This is a genomic window from Occultella glacieicola, from assembly GCF_004353825.1.
Lineage (GTDB): Bacteria > Actinomycetota > Actinomycetes > Actinomycetales > Beutenbergiaceae > Occultella > Occultella glacieicola.
The window spans coordinates 94,076-110,119 of record NZ_SMNA01000014.1 but is presented as its reverse complement, the minus strand read 5'-3'; the positions used below and the strand labels follow the sequence as shown (position 1 = coordinate 110,119).

General features: G+C 72.6%; 14 protein-coding genes. 8 read left to right on the top strand and 6 right to left on the bottom strand.

Features of this window, described 5'->3' with window-relative positions; genetic code table 11:
• The first annotated feature begins 2 nt into the window (after positions 1–2).
• Positions 3–650: a molybdopterin-dependent oxidoreductase gene (locus tag EXU48_RS21830; protein ID WP_235857193.1), complete on the top strand. Its 648-nt coding sequence runs from the start codon at positions 3–5 to the stop codon at positions 648–650.
• On the opposite strand, the gene pknB is transcribed toward EXU48_RS21830, so the two are convergent.
• The gene (gene pknB, locus EXU48_RS21825; RefSeq protein WP_133109810.1) at positions 628–2,559 is read right to left on the bottom strand and encodes a Stk1 family PASTA domain-containing Ser/Thr kinase; all 1,932 of its coding nucleotides are present in this window, start codon (positions 2,557–2,559) and stop codon (positions 628–630) included. The genes EXU48_RS21830 and pknB overlap by 23 nt on opposite strands.
• A gap of 82 nt (positions 2,560–2,641) precedes the next feature.
• Complete coding sequence (locus tag EXU48_RS21820; RefSeq protein WP_235857192.1) at positions 2,642–3,982, bottom strand: lytic transglycosylase domain-containing protein; 1,341 nt, start codon at positions 3,980–3,982, stop codon at positions 2,642–2,644.
• A gap of 141 nt (positions 3,983–4,123) precedes the next feature.
• Here EXU48_RS21820 and EXU48_RS21815 point away from each other — a divergent pair, with 141 nt between their 5' ends.
• On the top strand, positions 4,124–4,507 hold the full coding sequence (locus tag EXU48_RS21815; protein ID WP_133109809.1) for an Rv2175c family DNA-binding protein: 384 nt from the start codon (positions 4,124–4,126) through the stop codon (positions 4,505–4,507).
• Positions 4,508–4,526: 19 nt separating this feature from the next.
• On the opposite strand, the gene EXU48_RS21810 is transcribed toward EXU48_RS21815, so the two are convergent.
• On the bottom strand, positions 4,527–5,648 hold the full coding sequence (locus tag EXU48_RS21810) for a polyprenyl synthetase family protein (protein ID WP_133109808.1): 1,122 nt from the start codon (positions 5,646–5,648) through the stop codon (positions 4,527–4,529).
• A gap of 211 nt (positions 5,649–5,859) precedes the next feature.
• Here EXU48_RS21810 and EXU48_RS21805 point away from each other — a divergent pair, with 211 nt between their 5' ends.
• A complete protein-coding gene (locus tag EXU48_RS21805; RefSeq protein WP_165962944.1) occupies positions 5,860–7,035 on the top strand; it encodes a DUF4192 family protein in 1,176 nt (391 codons plus the stop codon).
• Between the two features lie 7 nt (positions 7,036–7,042).
• On the opposite strand, the gene EXU48_RS21800 is transcribed toward EXU48_RS21805, so the two are convergent.
• Positions 7,043–7,729: a hypothetical protein gene (locus EXU48_RS21800; protein ID WP_235857191.1), complete on the bottom strand. Its 687-nt coding sequence runs from the start codon at positions 7,727–7,729 to the stop codon at positions 7,043–7,045.
• 156 nt (positions 7,730–7,885) lie between these two features.
• Between EXU48_RS21800 and EXU48_RS21795 the strand changes: the two genes are divergently transcribed.
• The 5 genes from EXU48_RS21795 to EXU48_RS21775 all read left to right on the top strand — a co-directional run bounded on the left by EXU48_RS21795 (position 7,886) and on the right by EXU48_RS21775 (position 14,529).
• A complete protein-coding gene (locus EXU48_RS21795; RefSeq protein WP_133109806.1) occupies positions 7,886–8,275 on the top strand; it encodes a universal stress protein in 390 nt (129 codons plus the stop codon).
• A gap of 37 nt (positions 8,276–8,312) precedes the next feature.
• Positions 8,313–9,470, top strand: a complete 1,158-nt coding sequence (gcvT, locus tag EXU48_RS21790; protein ID WP_268958252.1) for a glycine cleavage system aminomethyltransferase GcvT — start codon at positions 8,313–8,315, stop codon at positions 9,468–9,470.
• A 77-nt stretch (positions 9,471–9,547) separates the two neighbouring features.
• The gene (gcvH, locus tag EXU48_RS21785) at positions 9,548–9,919 is read left to right on the top strand and encodes a glycine cleavage system protein GcvH (protein ID WP_133109804.1); all 372 of its coding nucleotides are present in this window, start codon (positions 9,548–9,550) and stop codon (positions 9,917–9,919) included.
• Between the two features lie 10 nt (positions 9,920–9,929).
• The gene (gene gcvP / locus EXU48_RS21780; RefSeq protein WP_133109803.1) at positions 9,930–12,845 is read left to right on the top strand and encodes an aminomethyl-transferring glycine dehydrogenase; all 2,916 of its coding nucleotides are present in this window, start codon (positions 9,930–9,932) and stop codon (positions 12,843–12,845) included.
• A 154-nt stretch (positions 12,846–12,999) separates the two neighbouring features.
• Positions 13,000–14,529: an RNA polymerase sigma factor gene (locus EXU48_RS21775; RefSeq protein WP_133109802.1), complete on the top strand. Its 1,530-nt coding sequence runs from the start codon at positions 13,000–13,002 to the stop codon at positions 14,527–14,529.
• Positions 14,530–14,702: 173 nt separating this feature from the next.
• On the opposite strand, the gene EXU48_RS21770 is transcribed toward EXU48_RS21775, so the two are convergent.
• Both EXU48_RS21770 and EXU48_RS21765 read right to left on the bottom strand, forming a co-directional pair.
• Positions 14,703–15,245, bottom strand: a complete 543-nt coding sequence (locus EXU48_RS21770; protein WP_133109801.1) for a ferritin — start codon at positions 15,243–15,245, stop codon at positions 14,703–14,705.
• Between the two features lie 27 nt (positions 15,246–15,272).
• Positions 15,273–16,037, bottom strand: a complete 765-nt coding sequence (locus EXU48_RS21765) for a class I SAM-dependent methyltransferase (RefSeq protein ID WP_133109800.1) — start codon at positions 16,035–16,037, stop codon at positions 15,273–15,275.
• Positions 16,038–16,044 lie beyond the last annotated feature (7 nt).

Here is a 16,044-nt window from a genome sequence, read left to right as displayed (position 1 = left end):
CGGTGAGCATCCCCCACCATCCCGATCCGCCGCTGGAACGGTCCCTGCCGCCCGGTCAGCACTGGCGCGCCGAGCCGGAGATCATGCACTACGGCCGGGTACCCCAGCTGCGCCCGGACCGGTGGACGTTCACGGTGGGTGGCGCCACCGCGAGCGGGTCCGAGCAGGCGTTCGACATGGACGCGATCCACGGCCTCGAGTTCACCGAGGAACTCGCGGACATGCACTGCGCCACCAGGTGGTCCGCCCTGGACCTGCGCTGGTCGGGCTACCGGGCCGCGGAGATGATCGAGCTCGCCCCACCGGACCCGCAGGTCCGGGAGGTCCTGGTCTTCGCCGAGTACGGCTACGCGGCGAACCTGCGCCTGGACGACCTCGCCTCGCCCCGTACGCTCCTGGCCACCCATCTCGACGGGGAGGCACTGACCGCCGAGCGCGGAGCCCCGCTGCGTCTGGTGGTCCCGCACCTGTACACCTGGAAGGGCCCGAAGTGGGTCCGCGGGTGGAACTACCTGTTACCGGGGGCCACGGACCTGGGCTTCTGGGAGGAGCGCGGCTACCACGCCCACGGGGACGCCTGGCGGCAGGAGCGGTACGCCTACCAGGCCGACGACGCCAGCGACGAGATCACACCACGGTCAGCACGATGACCGTGCCCGCCGGGTGCATCTCGCCGGCGGGCACCGACTGGCTGTGCACGGTGCCGAAGACGCCACCGAGCACGTTCTCGCGCCGCACCTCGAACCCGAGCGCGGTGAGCTCGGCCTCGGCGTCGGCGTACTGGGACCCGAACACGTTCGGCACCTCGAACAGTTCCGGCCCGAGCGAGACGATCACCTCGACCAGGTCGCCGCGCAGCGCCGGGCCCTCGAGGGACTGACTGATCACGTCCCCGGCGCCGACACTGTCGCTGTACGCGGCCGGGCCCAACTGAGGTTCGGCGCCGGCGTTCGCGAGTTGCTCGAGCGCCGTCGCCTCGTCCGCCCCGACCACGTTCGGCACCGTGATCGGCTCCCGCCCGGCCGAGACGACCACGGTGACCGGACTGTTGTGGGCGATGGACTCACCGGCCGCGGGATCGGTGCCGATCACGGTCCCTGCGGGGATCTGCGCGTCCCAGGGCCTGCTCACCTCGGGGTCGAGCTCGAAGCCGTCGGCCGTCAGAGTGGCGACGGCGTCGTCCTCGGCCGTGCCGGCGAGGTCCGGGACGGTGAGCATCTCGATGCCGAGCGAGACCACCACGCTCACCTGGCCGCCGTCGCGGAGCACGTCATCGCCGGGACCGGGATCGGTGGTGATCACCATCCCGGCAGGCACCTCGTCATGGTGCTCCGAACTCGTCGCCGGGCGCAGACCCTGCGCCTCGAGCTCGGCAAGTGCGGCGGCCTCCGGGGTTCCGGTCACGTCCGGCATCGCGGTATACGCACCGGGTCCGACCCGCAGGTACCACCACGTGCCTCCGCCGAGTGCGAGCAGCACGACGAGGATGATCGAGATCACCCGCAGGCGCCGGCGGCGCTTGCGCCGACGGGTCGAGCGCCGCTCCGCCTCGGCGTCGTCGTCTGCGGCGACCGCCCCGATCGGCAGCGCGATCGTGCCGGTGTGCCGGCTGACCGAGACGGTGCTCCCGCCGTCGGACTCGGCCCGGGCGTCGGCGACGATCTCGCCGACCTCGTCGGCGTCCACGTCGGCGCGCACGGCCAGCGCGGCCGGGTCGAGCGAGGCGTGGACCCGCCGCACCAGCGCGAGCGCCCCGCCGGCGTCGACGGGCCGGTCGGCCACGTCCCGGGCGGTCATCGTGGCGATCAGGTCGTCGATCTCGAGCGGGAGCCACGGGACGCCGTCGGACGCCGGTGGGATGGACTCGTGAACGTGCTTGTACGCGACCTGGATCGGCGTCTCGCCCTCGAACGGCGGGTGCCCGGTGAGCATCTCGTACAGCAGGATCCCGACGGCGTACACGTCGGCGCGGGCGTCGGCCTCGCCCGAGGTGACGATCTCGGGGGAGAGGTAGGCGACCGTGCCGAGCAGGTTCCCGGTGCTCGCCGCCGTCGCCTCGGTGACCGCCCGTGCGAGGCCGAAGTCGGCCACCTTCACCCGCCCGTCGGCGGCCATCAGCACGTTCTCGGGCTTCATGTCCCGGTGCACCAGGCCGGCGCGGTGCGCCGCCGCCAGAGCGTCCAGGACGGACTCGACGATGTCGAGGGCGTCCCCGACGCTGAGGGCGCCGCGAGCCCGCAGCTCCCGGCGCAGGTTGCGGCCCTCGACGTACTCCAGGGTGAGGTAGTTGAGCTCGCCCTCACTGCCCTGGTCGTAGACGCCGACGATGCCGGGATGGGCCAGGCGGGCCGCCGCCCGGGCCTCCCGCCGGAACCGCGCGGCGACGTCCGCACCCTCCGCGAGGTGCGGGTGCATGATCTTCAGCGCCACCTGCCGGTCCAGGCGCCGGTCGGTGGCCAGGTAGACGGTCGCCATCCCGCCCCGGGCGATCCGGGAGGACACCTCGTACCGACCGTCGACCAGGCGGCCGATCATCGGGTCGGTGAGGGTGCTGGCCATGGCCGTGAGTTTACGGTGCGAGGCCGCCGTTCCCCGGGGTTGGGCCGTGCGTGTCACCAGGCTCACACGGCCCGGACCCCGGTCAGAAGCGCGCCATCAGGGTCTGCACGTTCGCGACGTAACGTCGGGTGTCGTCGTAGAGGCCGTTGCGGTTCACGGAACCGAGGCCCTGGTAGTAGCCGCCGATCGCGGACTGCAGGTCCGGCGCCGTGCGGATCAGGACGCGCAGGATGGCCACGCCCGCGGTCACGTTGTCCTGGGGGTCGAGCAGGTTCAGCTGCCGGCCGACCAGGTCCGAGGCCCACTCACCCGAGGACGGGATGACCTGCATGACCCCGACCGCGTTCGCGGGGGAGACGGCCCGCATGTTGAAGCCGGACTCCTGCTGGGCGACGGCCAACGCGAGCGCCGGGTCCACGCCCATCGAGAGTGCGGTGGCGCGGATCATGTCCTGCATGGCGGCGCGGCTGGGCACCGACGTGCCGAGCAGGGTGGCCGCGTTCGCGTTGGCGGCGGCGTGGACATCGTCGGAGTAGGTGTAGTGCAGGAACGTGTTCGGCACGAGTTCGCCCGGGATGGTCAGGCTCTGCCCGACCCGGATCAGGGCGCGGGAGTCGAGGCCGTTCGCGGAGACGACGGCGGCGACCGTGGTGCCGTGCCGGGCCGCGATCGAGGAGACGGTGTCGCCGGTGCGGACCGTGTAGGAGGAGCCGCCCGACGGCGCCGGCGCGGCCGGGGTGGAAGCCGCCGCCGGAGTGCTCGGGGTGCTCGAGGCGCCGCCGCCCGAGGCGCCCGGGATCGTGAGGGTCTGCCCGATCCGGATCAGGGCGCGGGAGTCGAGGCCGTTCGCGGAGACGACGGCGGCGACCGTGGTGCCGTGCCGGGCCGCGATCCGGGAGACGGTGTCCCCGGTGACCACCGTGTAGGAGGAGCCGCCGGGCTGCGCCGCGGGCGCGGAGCGCGCGGGCGTGGCCGCGGGTGCCGCAGAGCCGCTGCCCGGGATGGTAAGGGTCTGCCCGATGCGGATGACGGCGCGCGAGTCGAGCCCGTTGGCTGCCACGATGGCGGCGACGGTCACGTCGAACCGGAGGGCGAGGTGGCTGACGGTGTCGCCGGCGCGGACGGTGTACAGGGCGTCACCACCGGCCCGGGGAGCCGGCGCGACGGAGCGCAGCGTCGGGGACAGCCCGGCGCCCGCGCTCTGCGGAGAGACCCGGACGGCCCGGTCGTCGGCCTTGCCGAGCAGGCTCGCGGGTACGTGGCCCGGGGTGCGGTGCGGTTGCTCCTCGCTGTGGGGCTGTGCGGCGGCCGGCGCGACCGACGATGCGAGTCCCATCGCGGCGACGGCGCTGAGTGCTCCGGCGGTGGTCAGGGTCGAGCCCCAGCGGGCTGAGGCGTGTCTGGGCCGTGCGGTGCGAGCCATGGTGGGTTCCCCCGTGAGTTTCGTGCGGACGTCACGGCGTGTCGCCCGTGACTGATGTGGCAATTGAGGTATATGTGCCAAACGTGACAGTAGCGTGACCGCGTGGTGACGACAACCCCGGGCGCGCCCTAGGCTCGGCGGGTGACTACCGCAGATCCCCAGAACATCCAGTGGCTGAGCCTTCCGGAGGCGGCCGAGCTCCTCGAGGTCGAGTTGCGCGCCGTGCGGGGCATGCTGACCGAGCGCCGGCTGCTGGCCGTTCGCCGGGGCGAGAACAAGGCGCTGAGCATTGCGCGTGACTTCCTGGTGCTCCCCGGCGACGACTCCCCGATCCCGGAGCCCCCGGTGGTCATCCCGGGCCTGCGGGGCACGATCATCCAGCTCGCCGATGCCGGGTACGACGACGAGGAGACCCTCGGCTGGCTGTACGCCGAGGACGAGGAGCTCGGCGAGACACCGATCGCCGCGCTGCGCGCGGCCCGGACCCACGCCGTGCGCCGGGTCGCCCAAACGCTGGCGTTCTGAGCCGGCCCTCAGAGGCGGGTCAGGAGCTCCGGCTGATGGCGGCGCGGGCGAGGTCACGGAGCAGGTCCGCCGCGGCGTCGGCGTAGCCTGCGGCATCGATCGCTGCGAGCGCCGCGCGGGTGCGTTCACCGATGAGTTCCTCGACGCTGGCCAGGGCCCCGGTCGCGGTGAGCAGCTCGCGCACCCGGGTCACGGTGTCGGTATCGAGGTCGGCGTTGCCCAGGGCGCCTCGCAGCAGGTCCACGCCGGCGGCGTCCGCGCGGGTCATGGCCAGGGTCACGAGCACGGTGCGCTTGCCCTCACGCAGGTCGTCCCCGGCCGGCTTGCCGGTCACGCCCGGGTCCCCGAACACGCCGAGCACGTCGTCGCGCAGCTGGAACGCCTCGCCGACCGGGAGCCCGATCCGGCTCGCCGCGGCGAGCGCGGACCGGTCGGCCCCGGCCATCGCGGCGCCAAGGATGAGCGGGTGCTCGACGCTGTAGCGGGCCGACTTGGAGCGGATCACCCGGCGGGCCCGGTCCAGGTCCCGGGCCGGGTCGGGGCTCCACGGGGCGGACTGTGCGTAGATGTCGAGGTACTGCCCGACGGTGACCTCGGTCATCATGCGCTGGACGATCCGCCGGCCCGCTTCTCGGGCTTCGGGCGGCAGCGGGTCAAGGGCACGTTGCAGTTCGCCCATGGCGGCGGCGAGCAGCAGGTCCCCGAGCAGCACGGCCCCGGCTGCGCCGAAACGGTCGGGCCGGTCGAGCATGGCCCGGTCCTGGTGGAGCGTCGCGAACTGGCGGTGCGCGGCCGGCTGCCCGCGGCGGGTCAGCGACCCGTCGATCAGGTCGTCGTGGACGAGGGCGGCGAGCTGGAACAGTTCCAGGCCGGTCCCGGCCAGCACGATCTGCGGCGCACCCGCGAGGTCGCCGGCCGCCCGGCTGCCGCCGAGCGCGAGCCAGCCGGTGGCGGCGAACGAGGCCCGCAGCCGCTTCCCGCCCGGCAGCATGGTGGCGGCGACGTCGAAGAGGTCCGCGACCTCGGGGCCGACCTCCTCGAACGAGGTGCCGAGGTCGTCGACCGTGGTCCGAAGCCTCGCGGAGACCGCCTCCCGCAGCGGGGCAAGTGGGTCGGCCGGGGCTGTGGAGGAGTCGAACACCGTCGCAGCCTATCGACACGGTGACGGCGGGGATGCCCCGCCGATGCGCGGCGTCGCGCACGTTGGACGGCGGTGTCCGCTCATCCCCAGGCGAGGGCCCGCGACCGGGTCCTCCCATATCGTCACGCGTGCCTCAACGTGGTCGGGTCCGCGGCGTTGCACTGGGTGCATGAGACCACCTGACAGTCCACATGACAGACCACATGACCCGGTGTCCGACCCACCCACCCTGCACCTGGACGAGCCACCGGAGCTCCTCGCGTACCTGCCGTTCCGGCTCGGCTTCGAGCCACAGGAGTCGCTCGTCCTGCTCTCGATCCGGGCCGGCGCCGACGGCGGGCCCGAGATCGGTCTGGTCGCCAGGGTCGACCTTGCCGACCTTGCCGACCTTGCCGACCTTGCCGACCTTGCCGACCTTGCCGACCTCGACGGACCCGCCCCAGGGCTCGGTGAGCACCTCCTCGGCCAGATGGAGAACGACGGTGCGGCCGCGGTGTTCGCGGCCGTGTACACGGAGTCGGCCTGGCCGGCGGTGCTCTCCGGCCGCGGCGGGGCCGGCGCCGTGCTCGCCTGGTGGCTCGCCCAGGCTCCGCTTGCGGATCCGCGCAGGACCTGGCTCGTCGGGAACCGTCACTACCGCTGTATCGAGTGCGCCAACCAGCCGTGCTGCCCGCCCGGCGGTCACCCCGTCGAGGATCTCGGGTGCACCCAGATCCGCGCACACCTCGTGTTCCAGGGCGAGTCCTACGTGGCCACCAGGGCAGAACTGCTGCCGGACCTGCGATGCGAGGCGACCGACCGGCGGACCGCCGCCGGTGCGGCCACCCGCGAGCGCCGCCGTCGGGAGCGTCTGAGCGGCAGGGACCTCGTGCACTGGCGCACGGACCTACGGGCGCGGTGGCGCCGTCTGCTCGGCGCGGCCGCGCCGGCGGGTGAGCGCCTCGGCACCCGGGAGCAGCTCACGGACATCCCGGCCGCCGAGTACGGGCACCTGCTCGCGGGCCTGGAGGACGTCCGGGTGCGCGACGCCGTGTTGCTCTCCGTCGCGGCCGGGGCCCGGATCGAGGACCCGGCGGGGGCGGACTCCACCCGGGTCCTCGACGCGGTCTTCACCGGGGACCTGATGCCGGACCAGGAGATGCTCGCAACGGCGGAGCGTGCCCTGGTCGCGGTCGCCGCGCACGCGGGCGCCGGGCGGGCGGCGCCCGCGCTGGCGACCCTGGCCTGGCTGGCCTGGTGGAACGGCGACGGCGCCCGCGCCGACGTCCTGGTCACGGCTGCGCTCGAGCAGGACCCGTCGCACCGGCTGGCCCGGTTGCTGCGGCAGGTCGTCGACCGTGCGATGCCGCCCGGCTGGGCCCGCCGGGATCGAACCGCGACGGCGTGAGGGTCGGCTAGATCTTCACCGGGTAGGACAGCATCGCGATCACGCACCCGAGGGCGACGACGATGGCGAGCCCGAGCATGGCCCGCTGCATCCAGGCCGCGTTCACGCGCTGGGACATCGCGGTCAGGAACAGGACCAGGGCGTACAGAACGGTCAGGAGCGTGTAGTTGTCGCCGCGCTGGTTGAAGTCGAGGGCCTGATCGAACTTGGCGTCGGCCTGCGCCGCAAGGGCCACCGCCTCCATGGTTCCCGGTGGCACGTACTCGTCCACCACGAACGGCCCGAGAGCCTGCCGGCCACCCTCGTCCCAGGCCTCGAACGCCACTGCGAACTCGGGGCTGAACCGCTCCTCGATGAAGGCGACCAGCTCGGTGTCCTGCGCCTCGTTCGCGAGGACCCACTCGGTGTAGAGGGTCAGGTCGTACTGGCGGGCTGAGTTCGCCTGGGCCTGCGCCGCCGTCGACTGGATGCGGGAACTGGACGCCTGGCTGAACGCGATCGACATCTCGCCGCCCCACTTCGAGGCCTCGAAACCGCACCAGGCGGTCAGCACGGCGACGATCGACAGCAGGAACACGGTGAGGATGTCGGCCGGGCTCTTGCGCTCGCCGTCCTCGGCCGCGGCCCGCTCCCCGTCGACCTGCTCGGCGTCGGGGCGATCGTCGTCGGAGCGTTCGCTCGAGGCTGCACCCATCGGTCCCCTCCCTTCCTGCGGCCCATCCCGCGGCCCGTCCCGCAGGTCCCACGCCAGACACTAGCGCCAGGGTCGCCCGGCCACCCGACTGTGGCGGGACCCGTGAAGGCGCTAGTGTCGTCGGAAGCAGGCATCGTTGTGACGAGGGAGTACGTCGTGGCCATAGTGGTCGGGTTCATCGCCACCGCCGAGGGACGTGCGGCGCTCGATGCGGGGATCGTGGAAGCACAGCGGCGCTCCGACCGGCTGCTGGTGATCGTGCACGGCACCCGGGGCGGTGACGAGGCCGAGGTCGACCGGACCGTCGACGAGGCCCGCGACCTGCTCGAGGCATCCGGGGTCGGCCACGACGTCCGCCACCTGCAGCGCGGCAGCGACGTCGCCGAGGCGCTCATGGGCGCGGCCGAGGAGGCGTCGGCCGACCTGATCGTGATCGGCCTGCGGCGCCGCTCCCCGCTCGGCAAGCTGATCCTCGGCTCGAACGCGCAACGGATCCTGCTGGACGCGTCCTGTCCGGTGCTGGCGGTCAAGCCCGAGCAGGCGTAGCCCGCCCGCAGCCACCACCACGGAACGGAGCCAGTCAGTGCAGTCAGCCAACCCCGGGCCCGGGTCGGGGCGCTCGGCGGCGACGTCGTCGGCGCCGTCCAGTCCGCTCGAGGCCACCCATCGCGCCGCCGGTGCGTCGATGACCGACTTCGCCGGGTGGCAGATGCCGCTGCGGTTCGCCGGCGACCTGGCCGAGCACGCGGCCGTGCGGGAGCGGGCGGGCCTGTTCGACCTGTCCCACATGGCGCAGCTCGAGGTGTCCGGGCCGGAGTCGGCCGTCGCCCTCGACTCCGCCCTGGTCAGTGCGGCCTCCCGGCTGAAGGTGGGTCGGGCCAGGTACACGATGATCACCGCCGCGGACGGTGGGATCCTCGACGACCTGATCGTGTACCGGCTCGACGAGGAGGAGTTCCTCGTGATCGCGAACGCGGCGAACCGGATCACCGTGCTCGACGAGCTGGCGGTCCGGAGCCAGGGGCGCCGGGTGGCCGTGGTCGACCGCACCCCGCACCGGGCTCTGATCGCGATCCAGGGCCCCGCCGCGGCGGGCATCCTGACCCCGCTCGTCGACGTCGACCTCGGCGAACTGAAGTACTACGCGAGTGTGGCGGCGTCGTTCGACCGGACCGTGCCGACGCTGGTGGCGCGCACCGGATACACCGGCGAGGACGGGTTCGAACTGGCCGTCCCGGCGACGGCCGCCACCGACGTGTGGGCCCGCCTGCTCGGTGCCGGCGCCGAGGCCGGGATCCAGCCCTGCGGGCTCGCCAGCCGTGACTCCCTGCGCCTGGAGGCCGGGATGCCCCTGTACGGCCAGGAGCTCACCGCGGCCCTCACCCCCTACGAGGTGGGCCTCGGCCGGGTCGTCCACCTCGACCACGACTTCGTGGGCCGGGACGCGCTCGCCGAGCGCGCCGAGCATCCCACCGGGGCCCGCCTGATCGGCCTGCGCGGCGAGGGCCGTCGGGCTGCCCGCGCCGGCAGCGAGGTGCGTACCGGCGGCGCCACGATCGGCACCGTCACCTCCGGGGTGCTGTCCCCGACCCTGGGGTACCCGGTCGCGATGGCCCTGGTGACCCCCGCCGCCGAGGAGGACGTCGCCGTCGGCGCGACCCTGGACGTGGACGTGCGGGGCAAGGTCCAGGAGATGACCGTCGTCGAGCTGCCGTTCTACCGTCGCCCCGCCGCCACCTGACTGCCTCCGATCCAGCCCGATCCACCAGATCCAACACCACCGCCGCCGACCCACCACAGACCGAGGAGAATGCCGCCATGAGCGTCCCCGCCGACCGCCAGTACACCGCCGAGCACGAGTGGATCACCGTCGAGGACGGCGTGGCCACCGTGGGCATCACGGCCTACGCCGCCGACGCGCTCGGCGACGTCGTCTACGTCGACCTTCCCAGCGTCGGCGACTCGGTCACCGCCGGGCAGACCTGCGGTGAGATCGAGTCGACCAAGTCGGTCAGCGAGCTCTACGCGCCGGTCAGCGGTGAGGTGCTCAGCGTCAACGCGGAGGTGGTGGAGAGCCCCGAGCTGGTGAACTCCGATCCGTACGAGGGTGGCTGGCTGTTCACCGTCCGGTTCGAGACCGAGGGCGATCTCCTCGACTCCGACGCCTACCTCGCTATCACGAAGGCCTGATCCGTCCGCAATGACCGCCACACCTGCTGCTCCCGCCCACCGCCCTGAGTTCCCCACCCGCCACATCGGTCTCGACACCCCGGCCGCCGAGCACATGCTCGGCGTGGTCGGGGCGACCAGCATCGAGGCGCTCCTCGAGGCGGCGCTGCCGCCGGCCCTCCTCGGCGAGGGCGTGCCCCCGGTCGGTGACCTGCCGGCCGCCGACACCGAGGCCCAGGTGCTCGCCGAGCTTCGCGCCATCGCGAGCCGGAACACGGTCCGCACCTCGATGATCGGCCAGGGCTACTACGACACCCACACCCCGTCGGTGATCGCCCGGAACGTGCTCGAGAACCCCGCCTGGTACACGGCGTACACGCCGTACCAGCCGGAGATCTCGCAGGGTCGGCTCGAGGCACTCCTGAACTTCCAGACCATGGTCATCGACCTGACCGGGATGGATGTCGCCGGGGCGTCGATGCTCGACGAGTCGACGGCGGTGGCCGAGGCGATGCTGCTCGCCCGGCGGGTGGTGCGCGGCGAGGGAGGCCGGTTCTACGTCGACTCCGACACGTTCGCCCAGACGAAGGCGGTGCTCGCCACCCGGGCCGAGGCGGTCGGGATCGACCTGGTCGAGTTCGAGGTGACCGACGCCCCGGACCTCACCGAGGCGTTCGGGGTGCTGCTGGCGTACCCGGGCTCCTCGGGCGCGGTCCGGGACCGGGCCACGCTGGAACGCTGGATCGCCGCCGCGCACGACGCCGGGGCGCAGGTGGTGTTCTCCGCCGACCTGCTCGCCCTCACCATCCTCGAGTCGCCCGGCACGCTGGGCGCGGACGTGGTGGCCGGCACCACCCAACGGTTCGGGGTGCCGATGGGCTTCGGCGGCCCGCACGCCGGCTACCTGGCCGTGCGGGAGAAGGCACAGCGGCAACTGCCGGGCCGCCTCGTGGGCCTGTCCAAGGACGTCGACGGCGCGCCCGCACTCCGGCTCGCGCTGCAGACCCGGGAGCAGCACATCCGCCGCGAGAAGGCCACCTCCAACATCTGCACCGCTCAGGTGCTGCTGGCCGTGATGGCTTCCATGTACGCGGTCTACCACGGACCCGAGGGCCTGACGGCGATCGCCCGCCGAGTGCACGAACGCGCCCTCGCCCTGGCCACCGGGCTCGCCGGCCTCGGCGCCCAGGTCGCCGACACCTCGTTCTTCGACACCCTCACGGTCCGGGTGCCCGGTCAGGCGGACGCGCTCGTCGCGGCCGCGCTCGAGCGCAACATCACCCTCTGGCGCCACGACGCGGACACCGTCGGCGCCGCCTGCGACGAGACGACCACCGCCGAGACGGTCGCGGACCTGCTCGACGCGGCCCGCGCCGTCCTGCCCGGCGGTGCGACCGCCGCGGCGGGACCCGACCCGGACGCGGCGACCTCCGCCGTCGCCCGGTCCTTCGGCCTCCCGCACGGGCTGGCCCGCAGCACCGAGTTCCTGACCCACCCGATCTTCTCGAGCCACCGGTCCGAGACGTCGATGATGCGCTACCTGCGCCGGCTCTCCGACCGTGACTACGCCCTCGACCGCGGCATGATCCCCCTCGGCTCCTGCACGATGAAGCTGAACGCGGCCACCGAGATGGCCGCCGTCACCTGGCCGGAGTTCTCCCGGATCCACCCGTTCGCCCCGGCGTCGGACGTGTCCGGCTACCTCGAGCTGATCGACGGGCTGGAGAGCTCGCTCGCCGCGTTGACCGGCTATGCGGCGGTGAGCGTGCAGCCGAACGCCGGGTCCCAGGGCGAGCTCGCCGGGCTGCTCGCGATCCGCGACTACCACGCGGACCGCGGCGATGACGACCGTCGGGTCTGCGTGGTGCCGGCCAGCGCGCACGGGACGAACGCGGCGTCGGCTGTACTCGCCGGCCTGGAGGTCGCCGTCGTGCGGACGGCGGCGAACGGGGACGTCGACCTCGACGACCTGCGCCGGGTGCTCGCCGCCCACGAGGGCCGGGTGGCCGCAATCATGGTCACCTACCCGTCCACGCACGGTGTCTACGAACACGGCATCACCGAGCTCTGCGACCTCGTGCACGCAGCCGGTGGCCAGGTCTACATCGACGGGGCGAACCTCAACGCGCTCGTCGGGGTGGCCGGTCCGGGGGCGTTCGGGGGTGACGTGTCCCACCTGAACCTGCACAAGACGTTCTGTATCCCGCACGGCGGCGGGGGACCCGGGGTCGGGCCAGTCGCCGTCGCCGAGCACCTGGTGCCGTTCCTGCCCGGGCACCCGCTCGCCCAGGCGGGCCGCCGGGTACTGCGGGAGACCGGCACGATCAGCGCGGCGCCGTACGGATCTCCTTCGATCCTGCCGATCAGCTGGGCGTACCTGCGCCTGATGGGCACGGCCGGCCTGCGGGCCGCGACCGGGTCGGCGGTGCTGTCCGCGAACTACGTGGCCAGCCGCCTGGACGGGAAGTACCCGGTGCTCTACCGCGGCGAGAACGGCCTGGTGGCGCACGAGTGCATCCTCGACCTGCGCCCCTTGACCGCGGCCACCGGGGTCACCGTGGAGGACGTCGCCAAGCGGCTCATCGACTACGGGTTCCACGCGCCCACGATGAGCTTCCCGGTCGCCGGCACCCTGATGGTCGAGCCGACCGAGTCCGAGGACCTGGCCGAGGTGGACCGCTTCATCGACGCCATGCTCGCGATCCACGTCGAGGCGAACGCCGTCGGGGACGGGACCTGGCCGGCCGACGACAACCCGCTCGTCAATGCCCCCCACACCGCGATCTCGGCGCTGGGGGAGTGGACCCACCCGTACTCACGGGAGGAGGCGGTGTACCCGGCCGGGCCGACGCCGGACAAGTACTGGCCGCCGGTGCGCCGGGTGGACGGGGCCTACGGCGACCGGAACCTGGTCTGCGCGTGCCCGCCGATCGAGGCGTACGCGTAGGTGGTCGGGAACAATCACCGGTGCGGAGGCGTTGTCAGGAGCGTGGCTGAACGGCTCGTGATTGAACGGGCCCCGGCGGCCACTCCGGTTATAATTGTAGGGCTGCGACTTACAGATCACCGGTCGCCCACCATCCCCCGCCGAAAGGTTCTCTGTGTCGTCGCCTCTCAGTCCTGATGTCGTGCTGCCCCGCGAGTTCGAGCACACCGCTCTGCAGAACGCCTTCAGGTCCGGCCTGACCAGGGGGTACGTCACGGCCGCCGAGTTCCGCGCGGCCTGCGAGGACGCGAACGTCAAGCCCCGCCGTCTCAAGGAGGTACTGGGCGCAATGCACGAAGCCAAGATCAGCGTGACCGAGGTTCCCGACCGGGCGGTCGCGAACGCCGCGTCGCGGACCGGCGCCACCACGGCGACGGTCGAGAAGCCGACGACCACCCGCAAGACCGTGACGAAGGCGACGTCCGCCACGAAGGCGGATGGCCCCGAGGCCGGCGCCGAGGCGCCGGCCGAGAAGGCGCCGGCGAAGCGGACCAGTACCCGCGCGAAGCCGGCCACCGCCAAGACAGCCACCAAGGCGAAGACCACCCGGGCCGGTGCGAGCAAGGCCAAGTTGGCCGCGGTCGGCTCCGCCGACGAGGCCGAGCCCGAGGAGACCGAGGTCGAGGCGACCGCCGAGGCCGAGGCCACCAAGTCCGAGGGCGAGGACAAGGGCTTCGTCTACTCCGACTCCGACGACGACGACGCGCCCGCCCAGCAGGTGGTCACCGCGGGCGCCACCGCGGACCCGGTCAAGGACTACCTCAAGCAGATCGGTAAGGTCGCGCTGCTGAACGCCGAGCAGGAGGTCGAGCTCGCGAAGCGGATCGAGGCCGGCCTGTTCGCGGACGAGAAACTCGCCGAGTCCGGTGACGGCACGGACCGCAAGCTCAAGCGCGAGCTCGAGTGGATCGCCATGGACGGGCGCCGGGCCAAGAACCACCTGCTCGAGGCGAACCTGCGGCTCGTGGTCTCCCTCGCGAAGCGGTACACCGGCCGCGGGATGCTGTTCCTGGACCTGATCCAGGAGGGCAACCTCGGACTGATCCGCGCCGTCGAGAAGTTCGACTACACCAAGGGCTACAAGTTCTCCACATACGCCACCTGGTGGATCCGTCAGGCCATCACCCGCGCCATGGCGGATCAGGCCCGCACCATCCGGATCCCGGTGCACATGGTCGAGGTCATCAACAAACTCGCCCGCGTGCAGCGCCAGATGCTCCAGGACCTGGGCCGCGAGCCCACCCCGGAGGAACTCGCCAAGGAGCTCGACATGACCCCCGAGAAGGTCGTCGAGGTGCAGAAGTACGGCCGCGAGCCGATCTCGCTGCACACGCCGCTCGGCGAGGACGGCGACTCCGAGTTCGGTGACCTGATCGAGGACTCCGAGGCCGTGGTGCCGGCCGACGCGGTCAGCTTCACGCTCCTGCAGGAGCAACTGCACGCCGTGCTGGACACGCTGTCCGAGCGGGAGGCCGGTGTGGTCTCGATGCGGTTCGGGCTGACCGACGGCCAGCCGAAGACCCTCGACGAGATCGGCAAGGTCTACGGGGTCACCCGCGAGCGGATCCGCCAGATCGAGTCCAAGACGATGTCCAAGCTGCGCCACCCGAGCCGCTCGCAGGTGCTGCGCGACTACCTCGACTGATTCCTCTCGTCAACGAGAAGGGGCCGTTCCCGGGTGATCCGGGGACGGCCCCTTCCGCATGTGGCGCCGCCCGAGGTCCTGGAGAGGAGAGCGCGGCAGTCGCGGCCGCATCGAATCAGCCTGAGACAGAGGGGCGCCCGACTGATTCGATGGTGCGGCGACTGACTCGCAGGTCAGATGGCGCCGCCCGCGGCTCCGGGCGCGTCGGCGGACTCGCCGGCGTCCCCGATGGACTCCCGGGCCACGAAGTTCTCCAGGTCGAACAGGTTCGCGCCGGCGCGCTGGGCCACGGTCAGCAGGGTCGAGGCCGAGGCGACCTCCTCGACCTGCTCCTTGAGGAACCACAGCATGAACTGCTCCCCGAGGGCATCCCCCTCGGTGCGGGCGGCCTGGAAGATCGCCTCGATCTGGGTGGTGACCTGCTGCTCCTGGTCGAGGGCGAGCCGGATCGGCTCGACGGCGTCGCCGAAGTCGTTCTGCACGGCCGAGCCGGGTGGGATCACGACCCTCAGGTCCCGGTCGAGCATGTACTGCACGATCATCATCGCGTGGTTGCGTTCCTCGAGGGACTGCCGGTAGTAGTGCGCGGCGAGCTGGGGCAGGTCGTGGCTGTCGAACCAGACCGCGATCGCGACGTACTGCGTGTGCGCGTCGAACTCGTGGCCGATCTGCTCGGTGAGGAGGCGGACGTAGGTGGACTCGTCGGTGGGTGTCATGGCTCCACGCTAGTTCGCCGGGAGGGTTCAGCGCGCGGGGCGTCGGGCCGCCAGGACGAACCGGGGCGCGACGTCCCGGAACTGCTCGCCGCGCTCGAAGGCGGCGTGCAGGCCCCGCAGCGGGGCGTCGTAGCGGGCCACGTCGAAGTCGGGGATCTGCCAGGCGACCATCCGCAGGTACCAGATCACGGCGCCGATGTCGGTGAACGTGCGACCCTGCTCGTGCTCCTCGGCACGCTCGACGTTCAGACCCGCGCGGGTCAGGCCGGCGGCGAACGGCGCGAGCGCGACACCCTCGGGCACGTCCGGTCCGGGCCCACCGAGGGCCCCGTTCAGGCGGGTGCCGTCGGTCGAGCCGACCTGTTGGGTGAGGAACACCCCGCCCGGCGCGAGCACCCGGGCCACCTCGGCGGGGTCGTAGTCCTCGTGCCGGTCGAGGACGACGGCGAAGGTCGCGTCGGGCAGGGGCAGCCGGGTCGCGTGCTCGGGCGGCAGGGCGTGCAACCGCACGCCGTGCGGAGCCAGCGTGGCGCGGGCGAGGTGCACATTCGGGGGCCAGCCCTCGGTCGCGGCGGAACCCGGTGGGAACGGGCCGAGGCCGGCCAGGAACTCACCGCCGCCGGTGCCGAGGTCGAGGACCGGGCCGGTCGCCTCCGCGACGGCCCGGCGGGCCAGCGCTCGGTAGTCCCAGGGCAGCGGGCCGTCGATCACCCGGCCGGCCACCGGGGTGAAGTCGAAGCCCTCGACGGCGGTGCTCAGCGCCCAGCGGACGTGATCGTCGTAGCCGGGCATCGTCAGG